The sequence below is a fragment of the Vibrio sp. J2-4 genome, assembly GCF_021728155.1.
Classification (GTDB): Bacteria; Pseudomonadota; Gammaproteobacteria; order Enterobacterales; family Vibrionaceae; genus Vibrio; species Vibrio diabolicus.
The window spans coordinates 99,373-121,671 of sequence record NZ_JAKKCN010000004.1; the positions used below are offsets into that span (position 1 = coordinate 99,373).

19 protein-coding genes are annotated in these 22,299 nt (G+C 44.8%); 6 read left to right on the forward strand and 13 right to left on the reverse strand.

The window, feature by feature from the left end:
* The first annotated feature begins 3 nt into the window (after window positions 1-3).
* Both L3V32_RS15000 and L3V32_RS15005 read left to right on the forward strand, forming a co-directional pair.
* Entirely contained in the window at window positions 4-624 is a 621-nt protein-coding gene (locus L3V32_RS15000) for a TRIC cation channel family protein (protein WP_054867265.1), read from the forward strand.
* A gap of 129 nt (window positions 625-753) precedes the next feature.
* Window positions 754-1,608 (forward strand): LysR family transcriptional regulator, encoded by an 855-nt coding sequence (locus L3V32_RS15005; protein ID WP_006742696.1) that lies wholly within the window; start codon window positions 754-756, stop codon window positions 1,606-1,608.
* On the opposite strand, the gene L3V32_RS15010 is transcribed toward L3V32_RS15005, so the two are convergent.
* Window positions 1,550-2,329 (reverse strand): TSUP family transporter, encoded by a 780-nt coding sequence (locus L3V32_RS15010; protein ID WP_005396424.1) that lies wholly within the window; start codon window positions 2,327-2,329, stop codon window positions 1,550-1,552. The genes L3V32_RS15005 and L3V32_RS15010 overlap by 59 nt on opposite strands.
* A 251-nt stretch (window positions 2,330-2,580) precedes the next feature.
* Between L3V32_RS15010 and L3V32_RS15015 the strand changes: the two genes are divergently transcribed.
* Both L3V32_RS15015 and L3V32_RS15020 read left to right on the forward strand, forming a co-directional pair.
* Entirely contained in the window at window positions 2,581-3,495 is a 915-nt protein-coding gene (locus tag L3V32_RS15015) for a hypothetical protein (protein WP_006742697.1), read from the forward strand.
* The gene (locus L3V32_RS15020; protein WP_154647402.1) at window positions 3,485-3,898 is read left to right on the forward strand and encodes a hypothetical protein; all 414 of its coding nucleotides are present in this window, start codon (window positions 3,485-3,487) and stop codon (window positions 3,896-3,898) included. Before L3V32_RS15015 ends, L3V32_RS15020 begins: the two co-directional genes overlap by 11 nt.
* Before the next feature lie 81 nt (window positions 3,899-3,979).
* Here the strand turns inward: L3V32_RS15020 and carB are convergent, their stop codons facing one another.
* Both carB and carA read right to left on the reverse strand, forming a co-directional pair.
* A complete protein-coding gene (carB, locus tag L3V32_RS15025) occupies window positions 3,980-7,213 on the reverse strand; it encodes a carbamoyl-phosphate synthase large subunit (RefSeq protein ID WP_005396427.1) in 3,234 nt (1,077 codons plus the stop codon).
* A 16-nt stretch (window positions 7,214-7,229) separates the two neighbouring features.
* Window positions 7,230-8,369, reverse strand: a complete 1,140-nt coding sequence (gene carA / locus L3V32_RS15030) for a glutamine-hydrolyzing carbamoyl-phosphate synthase small subunit (protein WP_237284627.1) — start codon at window positions 8,367-8,369, stop codon at window positions 7,230-7,232.
* A 245-nt stretch (window positions 8,370-8,614) separates the two neighbouring features.
* Here carA and L3V32_RS15035 point away from each other — a divergent pair, with 245 nt between their 5' ends.
* Entirely contained in the window at window positions 8,615-8,842 is a 228-nt protein-coding gene (locus L3V32_RS15035) for a hypothetical protein (RefSeq protein ID WP_237284628.1), read from the forward strand.
* A gap of 8 nt (window positions 8,843-8,850) precedes the next feature.
* Here the strand turns inward: L3V32_RS15035 and dapB are convergent, their stop codons facing one another.
* The 3 genes from dapB to secA form a co-directional block, all read right to left on the reverse strand.
* Window positions 8,851-9,660: a 4-hydroxy-tetrahydrodipicolinate reductase gene (gene dapB / locus L3V32_RS15040; RefSeq protein ID WP_145473190.1), complete on the reverse strand. Its 810-nt coding sequence runs from the start codon at window positions 9,658-9,660 to the stop codon at window positions 8,851-8,853.
* 110 nt (window positions 9,661-9,770) lie between these two features.
* Entirely contained in the window at window positions 9,771-10,169 is a 399-nt protein-coding gene (gene mutT, locus L3V32_RS15045; RefSeq protein ID WP_005396433.1) for an 8-oxo-dGTP diphosphatase MutT, read from the reverse strand.
* Window positions 10,170-10,335: 166 nt separating this feature from the next.
* The gene (secA, locus tag L3V32_RS15050; RefSeq protein ID WP_237284629.1) at window positions 10,336-13,065 is read right to left on the reverse strand and encodes a preprotein translocase subunit SecA; all 2,730 of its coding nucleotides are present in this window, start codon (window positions 13,063-13,065) and stop codon (window positions 10,336-10,338) included.
* A gap of 408 nt (window positions 13,066-13,473) precedes the next feature.
* Here secA and L3V32_RS15055 point away from each other — a divergent pair, with 408 nt between their 5' ends.
* Window positions 13,474-13,932 (forward strand): DUF721 domain-containing protein, encoded by a 459-nt coding sequence (locus L3V32_RS15055; RefSeq protein ID WP_012842148.1) that lies wholly within the window; start codon window positions 13,474-13,476, stop codon window positions 13,930-13,932.
* 113 nt (window positions 13,933-14,045) lie between these two features.
* Here the strand turns inward: L3V32_RS15055 and lpxC are convergent, their stop codons facing one another.
* From lpxC to ftsW, 7 genes are all read right to left on the reverse strand, one after another.
* A complete protein-coding gene (gene lpxC / locus L3V32_RS15060) occupies window positions 14,046-14,963 on the reverse strand; it encodes a UDP-3-O-acyl-N-acetylglucosamine deacetylase (protein ID WP_025768410.1) in 918 nt (305 codons plus the stop codon).
* Window positions 14,964-15,064: 101 nt separating this feature from the next.
* Window positions 15,065-16,303, reverse strand: a complete 1,239-nt coding sequence (gene ftsZ, locus L3V32_RS15065; RefSeq protein ID WP_237284630.1) for a cell division protein FtsZ — start codon at window positions 16,301-16,303, stop codon at window positions 15,065-15,067.
* Between the two features lie 30 nt (window positions 16,304-16,333).
* Window positions 16,334-17,596 (reverse strand): cell division protein FtsA, encoded by a 1,263-nt coding sequence (ftsA, locus tag L3V32_RS15070; protein WP_012842150.1) that lies wholly within the window; start codon window positions 17,594-17,596, stop codon window positions 16,334-16,336.
* Between the two features lie 16 nt (window positions 17,597-17,612).
* Complete coding sequence (locus L3V32_RS15075) at window positions 17,613-18,371, reverse strand: cell division protein FtsQ/DivIB (protein WP_237284631.1); 759 nt, start codon at window positions 18,369-18,371, stop codon at window positions 17,613-17,615.
* Window positions 18,372-18,563: 192 nt separating this feature from the next.
* A complete protein-coding gene (gene murC / locus L3V32_RS15080) occupies window positions 18,564-20,021 on the reverse strand; it encodes a UDP-N-acetylmuramate--L-alanine ligase (protein WP_237284632.1) in 1,458 nt (485 codons plus the stop codon).
* Window positions 20,022-20,043: 22 nt separating this feature from the next.
* Complete coding sequence (gene murG / locus L3V32_RS15085) at window positions 20,044-21,111, reverse strand: undecaprenyldiphospho-muramoylpentapeptide beta-N-acetylglucosaminyltransferase (RefSeq protein WP_237284633.1); 1,068 nt, start codon at window positions 21,109-21,111, stop codon at window positions 20,044-20,046.
* Entirely contained in the window at window positions 21,098-22,294 is a 1,197-nt protein-coding gene (ftsW, locus tag L3V32_RS15090) for a cell division protein FtsW (RefSeq protein WP_005396444.1), read from the reverse strand. The genes murG and ftsW overlap by 14 nt, the downstream gene beginning before the upstream one ends.
* Window positions 22,295-22,299: the final 5 nt, after the last annotated feature.

Sequence of the window (22,299 nt, forward strand, 5' to 3'; positions counted from 1 at the left end):
AACATGGACTCCATGCTGCTTTATATGATCGATTTGTTCGGTACCGCTGTTTTCGCTATCTCTGGCGTGTTACTGGCGGGCCGTTTAAAAATGGATCCATTCGGCGTTATCGTTCTCGGCAGTGTGACTGCTATTGGTGGCGGAACAATCCGAGACATGGCGCTAGGTGCCACTCCTGTATTTTGGATAACAGATACTACGTACTTATGGGTGATATTTGTTACGTGTCTACTAACCATGCTCGTTGTACGCAGACCAAAACGGCTGTCATGGTGGGTATTACCCGTCTGTGATGCGATCGGCCTTGCAGTATTTGTAGGAATAGGTGTAGAGAAAGCCCTCGCTTACAACGCGTCTGGGATGGTCGCCGTGATCATGGGAGTCATTACTGGTTGTGGTGGTGGTATTATACGTGATGTGCTGGCTCGCGAAGTTCCTATGGTATTAAGAAGCGAAGTCTACGCTACGGCATGTATTATTGGCGGCATCTTCCATACGATGGCGGTAAACATGGGTTATGACCACTCAACGGCTTTACTCGCTGGTGTAATCTCAACGCTCATTATACGTCTCGGTGCTATTCGTTGGCATCTATCCCTGCCAACTTTCGCAATTAATCGTTAAACACAAATTACATGATTCGGTCATGGAGTCGACTGAGTGTCGGCTCCTCTCATTTATACTCATTTGATTCGCCAATTCTTGTACAATTCGCTAAATTATTTCAACCATTCCTAACTTTCATTAATTATTATGTTGCTTGAAGGTATTGAGACGTTACTTGTGCTCAGTAAAGAAAAAACCATGAGCCGTACGGGCAGCCAACTCTATATTAGTCAATCTGCGGTGAGTAAGCGCATTTCGAATCTAGAGAAGAAGTTAGGAAAAAAATTGATTGAGCCAAGTGGTCGGCACATAAAGCTGACCTCCGATGGCCTTGCGCTCATCAACACGATCGAGCCAACGTTCAATGAGTTAAGAGGTCAGATCTATGATCAGCAAGAAATAGAAGATACTTCTTTGATCAAGATAGACTGCTCTGAAACCTTAGTCGCTGGATACCTTAGTGTGATCATGGCAGAACGCTTTGCCCATGACCAGTACATACGAATATCGACCAATCATACACCACGCATTATTGAGAACGTCAAATCAGGTAAAGCGACACTGGGATTCTGTGCTGGTTATTTACCGCCTCATCATGGATTAATGAGCCTTCACCTCGCTGATGAACCTTTTTCAATCGTCAGTAGATACCCACTTTCGCAACTACCCAAAGCCATTTTGACCAATGACTTAACCAATCCTGCCAACACTTACCAACAAGCTATTTTGTCAAAATACGGAATTGAGCCTTTGATGGAAATGGATTCATACACTGCGGCAGCACAACTGGCTTTGGGCGGAATGGCTCCCGCTTTAATTCCTAAATCTATCCTGAAGACACTTAATATCACACCCAAATTCTGCTATGACTTTGAAGAACTAGGACAGTTAATTCGACCAATACATATCTGCTTGCGCCACAGCACATATCGCAGCAAACGAGTTAAAGCACTGACAAAATCCATTGCTGATGTTGTTGCCAAAGAAGTTTCGTTGCCATGAGCATCGACATCACAATAACTAGAGGACGAATCCATTTTTGCCCTTTACTTACCACGACCTTCGCCCCTAACTGAGCACCAAGAAAACCGCCAACAGCCATGGTTAAGCCAAGCTTCCACACTGGCAACCCGGCTAAGATAAAAAAGAGTAGTGCCGCTATGTTTGACGTGAAATTGAGGATTTTTGTTCTAGCAGTGGCTTCGACCAAAGAAAAGTGACCCAGTGCAACAAAACAAACAGTAAAAATAGATCCAGTCCCAGGGCCAAAAAAGCCATCATAGAAACCGATCCCCCCACCAATGCATAGCGCAAACATCGCTTCAGATAACTTTGGTTCGCCATCGATTTTTCGCGTACTTGGCGCGAGTAAAAAATAGAGGGAAATGGCTATCAAAAGAACAGGGATCAAACTGGTGAGTACGCTAGCATCAATAAACTGCACAGCCTCGGCACCGATCGCTGCACCGATAAAAGTACAGAGTATCGCGAAACGCATTTCCTTTAGGCTGACAATACCGTTACGCACGAAATACCAGCTAGCAGAGAAACTGCCAAACGAACTTTGTAACTTGTTGGTTGCTAGAGCTTGAGTCGGACTCAACCCCGCTGCCAAAAGCGCAGGGAGCGTAATGAGCCCTCCCCCACCAGCCATCGCATCAATAAAGCCTGCGGCAGTCGCAACAAAAAATAGAGCCAACAAAATCTCAACCGTGATTTCCACTACACATCCTTTTTATTTAAAGAGGCATCAAAGAGGAAAAACGGTAGCACTTATTCACAAAACCACCAATGGAAAGTCAAGACATCAATCTATTCCTAATTTTCATCAGTCAGTAAATCTAGAAAATGATACATTAAAAATATCAATTACATCCAAATATAGAGCCTCACCTCAAGAGCCTCTTAATATTTTGATAGAAAGAGAAAATGCTGTCTTAATAGGAAATATTTAATCTGATAAAAACGAAAATAATGGAAGCCTTACTGACTCGACCATCAATAAAAGAAAAGCAATTACGCTTAAAAATCGAACAAATAGTGAATGTTAATCAGCTATTCAACGTTATTGACGCTAAACCAGAGACTAGCGGTGCGGGTGTAATTTATATTGATAACAAATTCACCGTTGTACGCTTAAGAGACTTTAAATCCACATGCCATATCAATCCTACCTTTATCATTCTACGAGAACCGATAAAATTACAATCATCTCAAGAATTTGCAAAAAAAATAAAACAGGAAGAATCAAAATCAAGATTCAATCAAGAGCTTCTATCAGCGAGCATTAGCTGTATTGGTGCAGCGATTGGCTGGATTGGAGTAGTTGGTTCGGGGCTAACAATACCAGTAAGTGGTCCTGTGGGCGTAACTATGTCCTATATCTCACACGCCGCTACTGTTGCTGCCACAGCTCAATGTGCTATTGGAGTAGCAAGAACCCGTATGGTATCTAAATCACCAGATAAATTATCGGATATAGACAGTAATGAGTGGTATCAAAATACAACTAAAGCTTTAGATTATATCTCCTTAGCTGGAGCGGGCGCTAGCGGATATCAAACGATAAAAATGGTTCAATCTCTTAAGCAAACCACTAAGAAAGGCGTTCCCGAGATTCTAAAAGGCTTAAACAGACAAGAAAGAACAAGATTAACTAAAGAAATCATCCGTAAAAACCTTCCGAGCATTTCGAATAAAGCTCGTAAACAGCTAATGTTGTCAGGAGAAATTCCTAAAAGGTATTCACAAGCAACAATATCCGCATCCATTTCTCATCAGCTTCTAGATGCAATTGGAGGCTCAATTAGCATAGTAGGAAGCGGTTATTCGGGAGAGTTAAGAAATCTTGCAATTGGAATCTATGAGGAATTGAAAGTTGAATACTAAATCAATTAGCATAGCAAACATCTCACTAAGTATATGTTTATACTTGGCATTGACTATTGGTCTGGCTATTAGCTTAAGCATTTGGAATGACTGGTTTTCCTTCACTCAACACATTGCTCTAGATACTTACCTTCTTACATTGGGAGCTATTACGGTTGTTGTTGTATGCATTCCAAACATCCTGACAATAAGCAAAGGATTAAGTATTGCTGCAAAAATAAACTTAATCACTATCTCTTTTATCATTCTTACCTGCAGTATCAACTTTGTTGTAGCAAGTGGTAGTACTATTTCTTCATCTTTAGGAACATTGCTTGCCATAATTAGCTTGATGATCTTCAAAAGCGAAGCATACCAATCGTTCCTAGCACATTTTAATACTCTTCATTTTAGAAAAACCTAGATATAAAAAAGCCCGCTCAAATGAGCGGGCAATGAGGTTGTCATATAAGCCCTATTTTTCGGGCTTACTGATTTTTATCTATTACGCTTCTAGGCTAGCTTTCACTTTTGCGTGTAGCTCTTGAACCGAAGTTACTGACGCTTTTGCATCTGCAGTGTGAGACATACATGTAGCGAACGCTGCGTTCAGTGTCGTTGTGTAGTTCACTTTTTCTGCCAGTGCACCGCGGCGTAGAACTTTCGAATCTTCAATCGCTTGACGACCAGCTGCCGTGTTTACGATGTAGGTGTATTCGTTGTTCTTGATGCGGTCAAGAATGTGTGGACGACCTTCGTGTACTTTGTTTACCAAGCGTGGGTTGATACCCGCTTCGCCCAGAATCACAGCAGTACCGTGTGTCGCATCCAACTGGTAACCCAGTTTCACTAGCTTAGAAGCCAGGTCAACAACACGCTCTTTATCGCCTTCACGTACTGACAGTAGCGCACGACCACCTTCAGGGTAAACCGCACCACAACCTAGCTCTGCTTTCGCGTAAGCTTCTGCGAATGTTGCGCCAACGCCCATTACTTCACCTGTTGAGCGCATTTCTGGGCCCAATAGCGGGTCAACGCCAGGAAACTTGTTGAACGGCAGAACCACTTCTTTCACTGAGTAGTAAGGAGGGATAATCTCTTTAGTAAAGCCTTGTGACTCTAGAGATTGACCCGCCATTACACGTGCAGCGATTTTCGCTAGAGGTGCACCTGTCGCTTTCGATACGAATGGTACCGTACGAGCAGCACGAGGGTTCACTTCGATTAGGTAAACGTCGTTGTCTTTCACAGCAAACTGCGTGTTCATCAAACCGCGTACACCGAGTTCGAACGCCAGCTTCTCAACTTGCTCACGCATCTTGTCTTGAATTTCCTGACTTAGCGTGTATGCAGGCAGTGAACATGCAGAGTCACCAGAGTGAACACCCGCTTGTTCGATGTGTTCCATGATACCGCCGATAACGACGCGTTCACCGTCACAGATAGCATCAATATCAACTTCGGTTGCATCATCCAAGAAACGGTCTAGTAGAACTGGAGACTCGTTCGATACGCTTACTGCTTCGTTGAAGTAGCGACGCAGGTCTTGCTCGTCGTATACGATTTCCATCGCACGACCACCGAGTACATAAGATGGACGAACAACTAATGGGAAGCCAATTTCTTTCGATTTTTCAACCGCCTGTTCCATCGTTGTTACTGTCGCGTTTTCTGGCTGAAGTAGACCTAGACGGTCAACAGCTGCCTGGAAGCGTTCACGGTCTTCCGCACGGTCGATAGCATCTGGGCTCGTACCAATGATTGGAACACCAGCCGCTTCTAGAGCACGAGCCAGTTTAAGTGGCGTTTGACCACCGTACTGAACAATCACACCTTTTGGTTTTTCAACGCGAGCGATAGACAGTACATCTTCCAGAGTTACTGGTTCGAAGTACAGACGATCAGACGTATCGTAGTCAGTAGATACCGTTTCTGGGTTACAGTTAACCATAATGGTTTCGTAACCGTCTTCACGCAGCGCAAGTGATGCGTGTACACAACAGTAGTCGAATTCAATGCCTTGGCCGATACGGTTTGGACCACCACCAAGAACCATGATCTTGTCTTTGTCTGTTGGGTTGGCTTCACACTCTTCATCGTAAGATGAGTACATGTAAGCCGTGTCAGAAGAAAACTCTGCGGCACACGTATCCACACGTTTGTAAACCGGGTGAATATCAAACTGCTCACGAGCACGGCGAATTTCACTTTCAGCGACACCAAGCAGTTTAGACAAGCGCGCATCAGAGAAGCCTTTACGTTTCATCTGGCGAAGCACTTCTTTGGTTAAACCTGCGTAGCCGCCCGCCTTGACTTGCTCTTCGAGTTTTACGATTTCTTCGATTTGAACCAGGAACCAACGGTCGATTTGAGTCAAGTTGAACACGCCGTCAACTGACATGCCAGCTCGGAATGCATCGGCGATGTACCAGATACGCTCAGCGCCTGCTTCTTTAAGTTCGTGACGAATCTTAGTCAGTGCATCTGGTGCTTCTAAATCGACCATCTCGTCAAAACCAGTTGCGCCAACTTCTAGGCCACGAAGTGCTTTGTGAAGAGATTCTTGTTGGTTACGACCAATTGCCATTACCTCACCAACCGATTTCATCTGAGTAGTCAGACGGTCGTTTGCGCCAGCAAATTTCTCGAAGTTAAAGCGAGGAATCTTAGTTACGACGTAGTCGATAGTTGGCTCGAATGATGCAGGTGTTGCACCGCCCGTGATGTCGTTTTGTAGTTCGTCCAGAGTAAAGCCAACAGCCAGTTTCGCGGCAATCTTAGCGATTGGGAAACCTGTTGCTTTTGACGCTAACGCAGAAGAGCGAGATACACGTGGGTTCATCTCGATGATAACCATACGGCCATCTTTCGGGTTGATACCAAACTGTACGTTTGAACCACCTGTTTCAACACCAATTTCACGTAGAACGGCTAGCGATGCATTACGCATTAGCTGGTATTCTTTGTCGGTCAGTGTCTGTGCTGGTGCTACTGTGATTGAGTCACCCGTGTGGATGCCCATTGGATCAAAGTTTTCGATTGAACATACGATGATACAGTTGTCCGCTTTGTCACGAACTACTTCCATTTCGTACTCTTTCCAGCCGATTAGTGACTCATCGATAAGAAGTTCGTTGGTCGGAGATAAGTCCAGACCGCGACGACAGATTTCTTCGAACTCTTCTTTGTTGTACGCGATACCACCACCAGTGCCACCCATGGTGAACGATGGACGGATGATACAAGGGAAGCCAACCATATCTAAAACTTTGTAAGCTTCTTCCATGCTCTTCGCTGTATCTGCGCGAGGACACTCAAGGCCGATAGACTTCATCGCTTTATCAAAACGAGAACGGTCTTCCGCTTTGTCGATTGCATCTGCAGTTGCGCCGATCATCTCTACGCCGAATTCTTCTAGTACGCCGTGTTTCTCTAAGTCTAACGCACAGTTAAGTGCAGTCTGGCCACCCATGGTTGGCAAAACTGCATCTGGACGTTCTTTCTCGATGATCTTACGTACTACTTCCCATTGAATTGGCTCGATGTAAGTTGCATCTGCCATTTCAGGATCAGTCATGATGGTTGCTGGGTTAGAGTTAACTAGGATAACTCGATAGCCTTCTTCTCGAAGAGCTTTACACGCTTGTGCGCCAGAGTAGTCAAACTCACATGCCTGACCGATAACAATCGGACCAGCACCAAGAATTAGAATACTTTGAATGTCAGTACGTTTTGGCATTATCTACTACTCCGAATTAAGCGCTGTGTTTTTTGATTAGTTCGATAAAGTGGTCAAATAGCGGTGCCGCGTCATGTGGACCTGGGCTCGCTTCTGGGTGACCTTGGAAGCTAAATGCTGGCTTGTCTGTGCGGTGAATACCTTGCAAAGAGCCATCAAATAACGATACGTGAGTAGCACGTAAGTTTTCCGGTAACGTTGCTTCATCTGCCGCAAAGCCGTGGTTTTGCGAAGTGATCATAACAACGTTACGCTCTAAATCTTTTACTGGGTGGTTTGCACCATGGTGACCAAACTTCATTTTCACGGTTTGTGCACCTGACGCTAACGCAAGGATTTGGTGACCTAAACAGATACCGAAGATAGGTAAGCCTTTTTCTAGGAACACTTTTGTCGCTTCAATCGCGTAAGTACATGGTTCTGGATCACCAGGGCCATTTGATAGGAAAACACCGTCCGGGTTCATCGCAAGCACTTCTTCCGCTGACGTTTCAGCAGGAACAACCGTTAAGCGGCAACCGCGGTCAACCAACATTCGCAGGATGTTGCGTTTTGCGCCGAAGTCGTAAGCAACGACGTGGTATGGCAGCTCGCTGTCATCTTTCGCCTCTGGAAGTCCACCTTCAAGCGTCCACGAACCTTGTTTCCATTGATACGCTTCTTTCGTTGTAACTTCTTTCGCAAGGTCCATTCCTTTTAAGCCTGGGAATTCTTTTGCTTTCGCTAGAGCCAAAGCTTCATCTAGGTTATTACCCGCAACAATACAACCGTTTTGAGCACCTTTTTCACGCAAGATACGAGTGAGCTTTCGCGTATCAATATCAGCGATGCCAACGATATTTTGAGACTTAAGGTAATCAGAGAGGGATTGTTCATTACGGAAGTTAGAAGCGATAAGAGGAAGGTCGCGAATCACAAGGCCTTGTGCATGAATGGAAGAGGATTCTTCATCTTCGGAAGTGGTTCCGGTATTGCCAATGTGAGGATAAGTAAGGGTGACGATTTGCTGAGAATAGGAAGGATCAGTGAGGATTTCTTGATACCCCGTCATCGAGGTATTAAAAACGACTTCACCAACGGAAATACCATCTGCCCCTATGGACACTCCGTGGAACACTGTCCCACCTTCTAGGACTAACAGTGCTAATTTACCCAAGACAACCTCCAGAATAAAAATGCAAAAAAAATAAATCAAACTGCAAACATGCCTTCCTTTACCTATAAAATCTACATAAATAGGTATTTCAGACAAATTGGCGGTATTCTAAAGTTGGACTGGAAACCTGTCAACCTACAATCAAAAATAAATCATCAATTTCTAGCGAGTAAGGTCATTTCGAATCAGTAAGGCTCAAAAAGACAACTTTTGAATGCTATTACATAGGGAGGGATAGAGGTTTAATGAATTTTACAAATTTGAACTTTTTAGGGATCACAAAAAATTATGAGTTTTTAACGCAAACGTTCACTAAGACAAAAACAGGAACACTTTTAACGGTTACACCCAAAAACAAAGCCAAAACAGACAAAAATACAACAAAAGTAAGTGCTAAAATCTTCTCTATCAGAATCATTTTATTTACAAATAATTCTATAGATATAAAAAAGCCGGCTAGCGCCGGCGAATAATTATGTATTTAGAGTTCATTCAATCCCAAAACATCTGTCATGGTATAAAAGCCCGCAGGTTTAGCACTCAACCAAACGGCGGCCTTTACGGCCCCATTAGCAAACGTCATGCGATCAGTCGCTTTGTGCGTTATTTCCACTCGTTCCCCGATATCAGCAAACATAGCTGTATGCTCACCGACGATATCGCCAGCGCGAATCGTAGCAAAGCCGATCTCATCTTTTGTCCTTTCACCAGTAATGCCTTCTCGGGCATAGACAGCTACATCATTCAGCTTATTACCCATCGCACCAGCAATAGCTTCTCCCATTCCGACAGCGGTACCAGAGGGGGCATCAACTTTATGGCGATGGTGTGCTTCAACAATCTCGATATCACAGTAATCCCCCATCACTTTGGCCGCTTTCTCAAGAAGCTTAAAGACAAGGTTTACGCCTACAGAATAATTTGGCGCCATCACAACAGGCACTTGCTTGGCTGCTTCATCGATAAGATCACGCTCTGCATCGCTGAAGCCAGTCGTCCCAATCACAATGCTCTTACCGTATTTCTTACACAACTCGAGATTCGCTAATGTGCTTACTGGAGCGGTGAAATCGATGATTACATCAAAATTATCGACGTCTTTAGCAAGATCATCTGTTAAGAGCACATCGAATTTACCTTCACCACAAAGTTCACCGATATCGACGCCGACGAGTGAAGACTCAGGTCGTTCTGATCCCGCGCTCACTGTCGCTTCAGGATTAAGGTGTGAAGCTTTAACCAAATTGCGGCCCATTCGGCCAGCTGCTCCTGCGATTGCAATACGAACCATTGCGCTTTCTCTCCTTCTCTGGATAACGAGGTTTGCTCTCGTTCTCTCGTTTCGCTTAATCTGTTTAAACTAACAACATACCGTGGTTACCACAAGCAAGTTCATCGAGCTTAAGCAAACTCTTTTACAACACGCTCCAAGATAGGTACGTTCGCTTCAGGAAAGGTGTAGTCGCCCAATTCGCTGATCTCAACCCAGCATCCTTCTTGACCTTCTCGACCGTAAGGCTCATTACTGAATTGAGATACTGTAATAAAATCAAACTTGAGTGATTTGTCTGGATAGTCGTATTCCAAGTGTTCAAAAGGGGCTTGCTCAATAACTTCAATTCCCACTTCTTCTTCGAGTTCTCTTGTAATAGCAAGCTCAATACTTTCTCCCGGCTCGACTTTGCCACCCGGAAACTCCCAAAACCCGCCTTTGTGCTTATCATCAGGACGCTTTGTAATAAAGATCTTTGATTTGTCTTGGTTAAAAATAATTGCCGCGACTATGTGAATTCTTTTCATGGGGATTCCTAACTCTCAAGACCGTTGTACTTTACTATTGTGACAACGAGCTTCTACATCTCAAAAACTTTCTGACCTATCAAACTTATGGAATTTGATAGCCAAAGAATTTATTTAAAAAAAGAGTCGCCTAAGCGACTCTTTGATAAATAATCCGACTAACAGATTAGTCGATTTTGCCGTGGCACTGTTTGTACTTCTTGCCACTGCCACAAGGGCAAGGTTCATTACGACCTACTTTACGTTCATCACGTACCATTGGTTGATTTGAACCTTCTTCAGATTCTTCGCCTTCAGAAAGCGGATTTTGTGCTGTAGCGTGTTGCGCTTGCGCACGACGAGCGGCTTCTTCAGCTTGCGCACGACGCTGTTCTTCCATACGTTCAACTTCTTCTTGTTGCTGAACGCGAACACGAGATAGAACAGTAATAACGTCTGTTTTCAGCGCTTCTAGTAGACCCTCAAACAGTTCAAACGACTCACGTTTGTATTCTTGTTTTGGGTTCTTCTGTGCGTAACCGCGTAAATGGATACCTTGACGCAAGTGATCCATCGCAGCCAAATGCTCTTTCCAAAGCGTATCCAGAGTCTGAAGCATGACCGATTTTTCGAAGTTGCGAAGCACTTGTGCACCCACCACTTCCTCTTTCTCTTTGTACACTTCAACGGCTAGGTTGATGATCTTTTCACGTAATGCTTCTTCGTAAAGCTTGTCGTCTTCTTCAAGCCATTGCTTCACTGGCGCATCAAGATCGAAGTCCGCTTTCAAGCGCTCTTGTAGACCTTCAACATCCCACATATCTTCTAGTGACTGTGGTGGAATGTACTCATCAATAACCGCTGTTAGCACATCTTCACGGTTTTGCTCGATCATGCCGCTGATGTCTTCAACGTTCATTAACTCGTCACGCAGTTCGTAGACAACCTTACGTTGATCGTTCGCTACATCATCGTATTCAAGCAGCTGCTTACGGATATCAAAGTTCCGACCTTCCACTTTGCGCTGTGCTTTTTCAATTGAGCGAGAAAGCATTTTCGATTCAATAGCTTCACCTTCTTCCATACCACTTTGAATAAGGCTCGCCATACGATCAGAAGTGAAAATACGTAGCAAAGAGTCTTCCATAGATAGGTAGAAGCGCGATGAACCCGCATCACCTTGACGACCGGAACGACCACGTAGCTGGTTATCAATACGGCGAGATTCGTGGCGCTCAGTACCGATGATATGTAGACCACCAGCTTCTAGCACTTGGTCGTGCACCACTTTCCACTCTGCTTTAATCGCATCGATTTGCTCTTGAGTTGGGTTCTCTAAAGCTTCAACTTTTGATTGCCAGCTACCGCCAAGCACAATGTCCGTACCACGACCGGCCATGTTGGTCGCGATAGTTACCGCACCAGGCATGCCCGCTTCAGCAACAATTTCCGCTTCTTTCTCATGGAATTTCGCGTTCAATACGTTGTGTTTGATCTTAGCCTTCTTCAATGCGTTAGAAAGAAGTTCTGACTTTTCAATCGACACAGTACCAACAAGCGTTGGCTGCCCTTTGGCAACACGCTCTTTAATATCTTCAATGATTGCCGCAAACTTCTCTGCTTCAGTACGGTAAACCACATCTGGCATATCGTTACGAATCATCGGCTTGTTGGTTGGGATAACCACCGTTTCCAAACCATAGATAGACTGGAATTCGAACGCTTCAGTATCCGCTGTACCTGTCATACCTGACAGTTTTTCGTATAAACGGAAGTAGTTCTGGAAGGTAATAGAAGCCAAAGTTTGGTTTTCGTTTTGGATCTTAACGCCTTCTTTCGCTTCTACTGCTTGATGAAGACCTTCAGACCAACGACGACCTGGCATTGTACGACCAGTGTGTTCATCAACGATGACCACTTCACCTTCATCAGTAACAATGTAATCAACGTTACGCTCGAATAACACATGAGCACGCAAAGCAGCATTCACGTGATGCAACATGCTGATGTTAGCCGGAGAGTAAAGTGTATCACCTTCCTCCATCAGACCGTTTTTCACCAACAGTTCTTCAACGTATTCTTGACCCGTTTCAGTTAGGTATACTTGCTTTGATTTTTCATCAACAGTGTAGTGACCATCACCACGATATTCTTCAGAGTCTTCTTTATCTTGCTTTTTCAGATGCGGGATCAAAAGGTTGATTCGAGTGTATAGCTCAGAGCTATCTTCAGCAGGACCAGAAATTATCAAAGGAGTACGAGCTTCATCAATTAGGATTGAGTCCACCTCATCGACAACAGCAAAGAAGCGATCACGCTGTACACGGTCTTCGCTACGGAAAGCCATATTGTCACGAAGGTAGTCAAAACCAAATTCATTGTTGGTTCCGTATAGAATGTCAGCTTGGTACGCTTCTTTTTTCTCTTGAGGAGGCATGTTTGGCACGTTTACGCCAACGGTCATACCTAAAAATTCAAATAGAGGGCGGTTCGTCTCAGCATCACGTTTAGCTAGATAATCGTTCACTGTTACGATGTGAACGCCTTTACCAGCAAGAGCATTTAAGTAAGCTGGAAGCGTTGCAGTCAGCGTTTTACCTTCACCTGTACGCATCTCCGCAATTTGACCCGCATTTAGAACCATACCACCGATAAGCTGAACGTCGAAGTGACGCATGCCGTAGACACGCTTAGATGCTTCACGAACCGTAGCAAAAGCTTCAGGAAGTAGTTTATCAAGAGTTTCACCTTTCTCTAGGCGCTCACGGAACTCAACCGTCTTTGCTTTTAACTCTTCATCACTTAGAGCTTCGAATGTTGGCTCGTAGTTATTAATTTCTTTTACAATTTTTCTAAGGCGGCGCAGTGTTCGGTCGTTGCGACTGCCAATCACTTTTGTCAGTAGCTTAGTTATCATTTTTCGTGAATCTCTCTTTAATCAGACCGTTCCCGATCTACTCATAATGCCTTCAGTCTCTGCCAGTTTGGAACTAAGAATACTGAGATAAATCATTTATCAAAGATATTGAGTTCAAACATCCATATTTCAAGGCTAAGTTTCGAAACAATGTGGCTTAGTGTAAGGATTTTTCATCGATACAACCATAAATAGACGTATTTGTTTGAAGCACTCTGAAGTTTTTACTTAAAGTGGTGACTGATTAGACGATATTGCATACCACAATATGTGTAATCTATTCAGAGCAGACTTTGCTTTTTACCTTGCTACATTGTAAAACTGAAGCGAAAGACGTTAATGTAAACTATACCTTGATAGAAAGCTGCTCTAGAATAGCTGATATCTCAACAAAATTAGATTTTACCTATGCGTGATCACCGTCCAACCTCGACTGAAGATGTTATTGCTGAATCACAGTTCAAGCAGATTCAAGAACATGCTGGAGAAATCTTACAGCTTAACCAAGCTTTGCAAGAGATCTTACCCACTGGGACGGCCGATCATTGCCGGGTGGCGAATGTTCGTAACGGCCACCTATTGATCGATGTTTCTAGTGCCGCGATCAAAATGAAGATCGATTACGATCGCCTCATGATCCTAAATAAACTTCGTACTCAAGGCTTTGCCAAACTGATGAGCGTTGAAGTGAGGATCAATCCATCATTATACAGAAATCGTTTCGAACAAGACGACAGACCTAAACGTCCACCATTAACAGAATCTGCAGCAAAGTCATTGATGACGATTGCCGACATGGCACCGCCTAAAATTCAAGAGCGTTTAAAGCGATTGGCCGATATGGCAGAAAAGAAAGACCGTAAGTAACCGTTATTTCAATATGCTGAAAGCTCGAATGCTATTAATAAGCCCAAGATTAAAGCCAAATAGCAAAAAACCAGGCATAAGCCTGGTTTTTTATTAATTTTAATGCCGAGTATTTACGCAAGCACCATATTTGGTTCAGCGAATGCTACTGGTGAGCCGACTTCTTCTTCGAATGTAGTCCACTCCCACGCTTCCTGATCAGCAAGAACAGCTCGCAAAAGTTGGTTGTTCAAACCGTGACCCGATTTAAAGGCGCGAAATTCACCGATGATTGGGTGACCACACATGTAAAGATCACCAATCGCATCCAACACTTTGTGAGTCACAAACTCATTTTCAAAGCGTAGACCTTCTTCGTTAAGAATACGGTAATCATCCAATACGATAGCATTGTCGAAACTACCACCCAAAACTAGGTTTTGAGACTGTAGATATTCGATATCACGCATAAAGCCAAACGTACGTGCACGAGAAATTTCACGAACGAAGCCTTTTGAGGAGAAATCAAACAGCAAGCGCTGTTCGTCTGACTCAATAGCAGGGTGATTAAATTCAATTTCGAAGTCCATGCGGAAGCCGTTAAATGGTACAAACTCTGCCCATTTATCGCCATCTTCAAAACGAACTGGCTTTTTAATACGGATGAAACGTTTTGGCGCATTTTGCGTTTCGATACCTGCTTGTTGTAGCAAGTATACAAATGGGCTAGCACTACCATCCATAATTGGAATTTCAGGTGCGTCTACTTCGACAATAATGTTGTCGATGCCCATACCAGCAAGTGCCGCATTCAAGTGCTCTACAGTTGAAATACGCACACCTTCGTCGTTTACCAAAGCAGTACATAGCATGGTGTCACGAACAGAAGCTGGATCAGCTGGAAAATCTACAGGTGGGTTTACATCTGTACGACGGTAAATGATACCTGTATTTGCAGCAGCCGGGCGCAGAGTAAGCGTGACTTTACGACCAGAGTGGAGGCCCACACCAGTTGTTTTCACTATTTCTTTCAGAGTACGTTGTCTGATCATCTGCTTGCCTCTCAAAAATTTGCTACAAAACACGGCCGTCTGTAACGTCGACCGTGAATGCTACCATAATTTTGAGCCATGTCAAATTTATGGATTAAAGATTAATCAGCCTGACGACGCAAAAATGCCGGGATATCTAAATAACCACTTTCCTTCTCTTGCTTCGGAGCCGCAGAGCTTTGGCTCGACGATGCTGGAGAAGAAGAAACTGTATTTGTCGGCTGAGGAGTTACCTGTGGCTTCTCTTGCACTTGATTATTCTGCAAGGTTTGTGCCGGTTTCTCTTCAGCTTGCGTTACCGCAGCTTGCTGTTGTGGTTGAGCCTGCGGCGTCGGAGCCACTTTCGCTTTACCACCCGCAACTAGCGTGATATCTGGCTTTTTCTCATTACCAATACCTGTCGCTACAACTGTTACGCGTATTTCATCAGTCATATCTGGGTCTAGAGAAGTACCGATAACAACAGTTGCATTGTCAGAAGCAAATGCTTTCACTGTATTACCAACCGTCTCAAACTCGTCAAGACGCATATCCAGACCTGCAGTAATATTGACAAGAACACCACGAGCGCCCGCTAGATCGATGTCTTCCAGAAGTGGGCTAGAAATTGCCATTTCAGCCGCTTCTTCAGCACGATCTTCGCCTTTAGCAATACCGCTGCCCATCATCGCGTGACCCATTTCAGACATTACTGTTCTTACGTCCGCAAAGTCGACGTTGATCATGCCAGGTCGAGTAATCAGCTCTGCAATGCCTTGAACTGCGTTCTTAAGAACGTCGTTCGCACTTGCAAAAGCTTCTAGTAGCGTGACACCACGGCCAAGTACTTTAAGCAGCTTTTCGTTTGGAATCGTAATCAAAGAGTCAACGTGCTTAGACAGCTCATCGATACCTTGCTCAGCGAACGCCAAACGCTTTTTGCCTTCAAAGCTGAACGGTTTTGTCACTACCGCGACAGTTAGAATGCCAAGCTCTTTAGCTACTTCAGCAATAACAGGTGCTGCGCCAGTACCTGTACCGCCACCCATACCAGCTGCGATAAACACCATATCGGCGCCAGTTAGGGAATCTTTAATTCTATCTCTGTCTTCGAGAGCTGCGTCACGGCCAACCTGTGGATTAGCACCTGCACCCAGACCTTTGGTGATATCGCCACCGATCTGAATAACATTGCCAACGCTTGTCTTACGAAGTGCTTGCGCATCAGTGTTGACGCTGATGAATTCCACACCTTCGATGGATTCACGCACCATGTGTTCAACGGCGTTACCACCGCCGCCACCAACCCCAACGACCTTGATTACTGCATCGTCAGACATTTCCATCATCGGTTCAAACATGTGTTGTCTCCGTTTATCCTGCAACTCAGGTTAAAACTCTTTTTGTATCCAGTTACGCAATTTATCGAAAAAGCCAGTAACAGATGAGCGTTTAGGTTCATTATAATCGCTATCGTCGCTAGACTGCATGTCTCTTGCGTAATGAAGTAATCCAACTGCCGTAGAATGGTACGGCTCTTTTACATAGTCAGTTAATCCGCTGACTTCGAGCGGTTTGCCGACCCTTACTTGATTGCGGAATACGCGTTCCGCACATTCTATCACTCCGTCCATTTGCGCAGCACCGCCGGTGAGTACCACTCCCGCAGCTAGATGGTGCTTTATACCCTCTTCGCGCAATTTCGCTTGTACAGAGTCAATAGTTTGGTTAACCAGTCCCATAAGCTCAGAGTAGCGTGGCTCAATCACTTCTGACAACGTTTGACGTTGCAGACTACGTGATGGTCGCCCACCTACGCTTGGTACATTAACCGTGTCATCCTTACTGACCAGTTCACTCAAAGCACAGCCATATTTGACTTTTATTTCTTCAGCATCGCTCACTGGCGTACCAAAAGCAAAAGCAATATCGCTGGTTACAGCATTTCCTGCGTACGAAAATACTTCTGTGTGACGTAACGCACCGCCAGTCCAGATGGCCACATCCATCGTGCCGGCGCCAATATCCACCACACAAACTCCAAGCTCTCTTTCATCCTCGGTGATTACTGCATTACTTGCAGCAAGCCCAGAAAATACGAGTTGCTCTACTTTAAGGCCGCATCGTTCTACCGCCTTAATAATATTGCGTGCCATGTCATTATGGCATGAGATAAGGTGGACACTTACTTCCATTCTTACCCCAGATAAACCAAGCGGATTTTTGATTCCCTCTTGGTAATCAATGGTGAACTCTTGCGGAATCACATGAAGGATTCGCTGTTCATCACCGATTTTAATCGATTTTGCGGTATGGATAGCGCGATCCATGTCTTCTTGAGACACTTCTTCATCTGAAATCGTGCCCATACCTTTTTCAATTCGGCTTGCGATATGCTTACCAGACAACGAAATGAAGACTCGGCTGATCTGGCACTCGGCCATCAATTCAGCTTGATCAATTGCACGTTGTACTGATTTTACAACCGACTCCAAGTCATTCACGCCACCTTTATCCATGCCACGTGAAGGGCTACTACCTGCGCCAATAATATTAATTTGACCGTCTGGTAGAACCTCACCCACTAGAGCCGATACGGTTGCAGTGCCTATATCAAGACCAACAATAATGTTGTCATCAGCGGCCTTAGTCATCTGTACTCTCTTCTAACTATTGTTCAGGAAACCAACCAACTGCGGCTCCTGTATCGTACCTAAGATCGATATAACTGATTCTTTGCGTGTCACTGCCAAGCTTGTTATAGAGCTTAAAAAATCGCTCTATACGCTCAAGAAGAGACTCTTTACCGAGCTCTAATCGAATACCGTTATCAAGGATGATTTGCCAAGCTCGTCGCTCGTTTAATACCAGAGACGATATCGCTAAACCCAATTGCTGAAACTTAGGACTCAAATCACGGTAAGTCTGTAAGACTTCTGGTCCGCTGTCTTTGGGTCCGTACAGTTTCACTTTTTCTTCTTGTAACAGAGCCACATCGCCATCAAAAACAAACCCGTTTTTATCTAACAGTTCGTTGCCATTCCAAATGGCTTCAGGTTGATGCTCTGTCAAAAAAACTTTTACTGTATCCGGCCACTGCTTTCGGATTGCGGCATGCGCCACCCATGGCAGAGCTTCGACACTTTGCTGTAATACATCAATATCCTGAGACATAAATGTACCGATGTGATCTATTCGACTAAATGCAGCCTGCACATCGTCAGCTTGGACATACTCCAGTTTTCCCTGAAGTACTATTTTGGAGAGAGGTAACCTTTGGTCATCCCACATCCAACTGATCGCCGAGTACAAAACAGAACTAATTAAGGTCACAACCACAACGAAAAATAACGCACCCAAGATTTTCTCTTGGCGACCACGGTTATTATCCGTGTTTGGTCGCTCGTCATTCAGTGCAATATTCAACAACGTCTTCGTTTCCTGACTTTTGTCGTGTACTTTTTACCCACATAATTACGCAGAGGTAAAAGTCTTGACTTTAACCTTGGGATTATACTGAGCTCTTGTAAACTATCAAACACTGATAGCAATAAATCACAATGATATTGACGCAAAATCGAGATCTGAGTCTTTATCTGTCCTTCGCGCCAACAATCTGTGTTAACCAAGCATCTTGTTTATATTTAATTCAAGACCTGCCAGTTGTTTCGCCACTTTACCAACATCACCCGCACCTTGCGTTAAGATTAGGTCGCCGTCTTGTATAACGTTAGCTAAAACTGAAGGTAATTGCTCGATTTCTGGAACAAAAATCGGATCTACCTTACCTCGGCTGCGAATTGTGCGACACAATGAACGTCCATCAGCTCCTGCAATTGGCTTTTCACCTGCGGCATAAACATCCAACATGATTAATACATCAACTTGCTCTAGAACATTCGCAAAGTCATCGTATAGATCACGAGTACGGCTATAACGGTGTGGTTGGAAAATCATAACGAGACGTTTATCTTGCCAACCGCTTCGCGCAGCATTAATGGTCACATCAACTTCTGTTGGGTGGTGTCCGTAATCATCCACTAACATGGCATGACCATTACCGGTATCAAACTCGCCAAGGTGATCAAAACGTCGTCCCGTGCCTTGCGTTCCGGCCATTGCTTTTAGAATTGCATCGTCTTCAATGTCATCTTCGGTAGCCACTGCAATCGCAGCCGACGCATTAAGTGCATTGTGACGACCTGGAATGTTCAGAGTGATATCTAGGTTGGCACGCCCTTTACGTACTACCGTAAATTTGCCTTGCTGACCTTCTTGACGATAGTTTTCAATGCGTACGTCAGCATCTGCGGAGAAACCGTAAGTAATCACTTGACGACTAATACGTGGGATTAACTCTCGAACCACAGGATCATCAATACAAACAATAGCTTGGCCGTAGAACGGTAGATTGTGTAGAAAATCAATGAAGGTTTGCTTTAACGTTTCAAAGTCACCCCCATAAGTATCCATATGATCGGCTTCAATATTAGTGACGATACTTACCATTGGTTGCAGGTGCAGGAATGACGCGTCGCTCTCATCCGCTTCGGCAATTAGAATACGACTCGAGCCTAAACGAGCATTTGTACCTGCGCTTTTCACCAAGCCGCCGTTTACAAACGTTGGATCAAGACCTGCTTCAGAATAAATTTGTGTCACGAGTGCCGTCGTCGTCGTTTTACCGTGCGTGCCCGCAACGGCAATACCATGACGGAAGCGCATCAACTCAGCGAGCATCTCAGCACGACGTACAATAGGGATACGTAACTCCCGCGCAGCTATCACTTCTGGGTTTTCTTCGTTGATAGCGGTTGAAACCACAACCACACTGGCTTTTTCAACATTGCTAGCTTGGTGCCCGATAAATACCGTCGCACCTTTTGATACTAAACGCTCTGTCACAGGGTTTTCTGATAAGTCAGAACCCGTGATTTGATAGCCTTCATTCAACAGCACTTCTGCAATGCCGCTCATGCCCGCACCACCAATACCGATGAAGTGGATGGATTTCACGCGGCGCATCTCTGGCACCATGGCGCGAATCTGAGCTAAGTCTTGTGTATGTTGGATTGTCATCAATTCTATTCTCAATAATTCGTTAACGCTTTTCGGTCAAAGCGACAATGGCTTGTGCGACAACTCGGTCGGCATTCAATTTAGCAGCGCCACGCGCTTGCTCAGCCATCGTAAGTAAAGCTTGGCGATCCAATTGTTGGATCTGCTGAGTCAAAGACTCAACGGTTAAATCTGGTTGTTCAATCATTTTCGCTGCGCCGCATTCTACTAGATGATCGGCATTCAGTGCTTGTTGGCGATCTTTATGCATAAAAGGAACAAAGATAGCCCCTACGCCTGCCGCTGATACTTCAGAAACAGTTAACGCCCCTGAACGACAAACTAAAAGATCAGCCCATGCATAAGCCTCTGCTACGTCGTCAATGAACTCTGTGACTTCTGCATTTACCACACCATTAGCTTGGTATGCGGCGTTCACTTCTTCGGCGGAACCTTTGCCAGCTTGATGACGAATACAGTAATCACCGCCCAGCTTTGCCATCACTTCTGGCACAGTTTGGTTAAGAATGCGTGCACCTTGGCTACCGCCCATCACCAAAATACGAATTGGGCCTTGGCGATCTTGCATTCGCTCTGCAGGTGCTTCTAATCTTGTTAGGTCTTCACGCACAGGGTTACCGACTACCTCAGCAGCAGGGAACGCGCCAGGGAAGGCCTGAAAGATTTTCTTAGCAATTTTTGATAGCCATTGGTTCGTCAAACCCGCAACCGCGTTTTGTTCGTGCAGAACAACAGGAATACCGCTCAACCAAGCCGCAATACCGCCGGGACCACTCACATACCCTCCCATACCTAACACGGCATCGGGCTTCCAATGTTTCATGTGCGCGCGAGCTTGCATGATGGCATTAATAATTTGAAATGGAGCTGCAAGCAGACGCTTTACGCCTTGACCTCGTAACCCTTTCACTTTGATAAAATCGATTTCAATGCCATGTTTTGGCACCAAATCAGCTTCCATTCGATCCGCCGTGCCTAACCAACGGATCTCCCAGCCTTGCTCTTGCAGCTGTTTTGCTACAGCTAACCCTGGGAATACGTGACCGCCAGTACCACCAGCCATCACCATCAAACGTTTATTTTGTTTCATTAGTTTGTTGTTCTGATTGTTGTTGCTCGCGTTTCAAGCGGCATTCGTAATCGATACGCAGCAATATGGACACTGCGACGGACATAATAATCAGACTGGAACCACCATAACTGATTAGCGGGAGTGTTAAACCTTTGGTTGGTACGATACCGGCTGCAGCACCAACGTTAACCAACGTCTGGAACGCAAACCAAATACCGATACCGAAAGCCAGATAACCGCCGAACATTTCGCCTTCTTCAAACGCACGCTTGCCTATGTAAACCGCTTTTAGCACTAAGCTAAAAATCAACATTAAGACCAACACAACGCCTACAAAACCGAGCTCTTCAGCAAGTACGGCAAACACAAAGTCGGTATGCGCTTCTGGTAGATATTCCAGTTTTTGAATTGAGTTACCGAGACCCTGCCCAAACCATTCACCACGACCAAACGCCATCAAAGACTGAGTCAACTGATAGCCACTACCAAATGGGTCTTCCCACGGGTCAAGGAAGGAGGTTACTCGTCGCATACGGTATGGTTCGACTAAAATCAAACCTACCACAGCGCCGATACCTGCCACCATCAACGCGAGAAACTGAGTCAGTTTTGCGCCTGCGATAAACAGCATGCCAAACAGTGTTACTAGCATCACGACGACTGTACCCAAGTCTGGCTGACCAAGCAGTAATACTGCGAAGAAAGCAAACACCATGATTGGCTTCATAAAGCCACCAAAGAAGGTTTGTCGTACTTCGTCTTGTTTTCGAACTAAGTAACCAGACATGAAGATAAACAGCGATAGCTTCGCGACCTCTGCTGGCTGAAGGTTAAACAGCCCAAGAGGTATCCAACGAGACGCACCATTGACCGACTTACCCGCCAAGAGCACGATGATCAGCAGTGCGAAAGAAGCCCAAAGTAAGTAATGGCTCTTCTTAAACCACTCTTGCAAAGGCACTTGCAAAATAACAGCGGAGGTCCCTAACGCCAGCACAAGAAACGTCGCGTGACGAAACATAAAGTGAAACGGCTGTTCGGTTAATCGTGAGCTGATCGGAAATGATGCAGAGGTTACCATCACCAACCCCGTCAACATCAAACCCAGTGCAATCCACACTAGCTGACGATCAAACATCGCCTCTGGGGCTGGATGCTTGAGCCAATTGCCAATACTGCGTTTAACGTTACCTAAACCCACGAAGT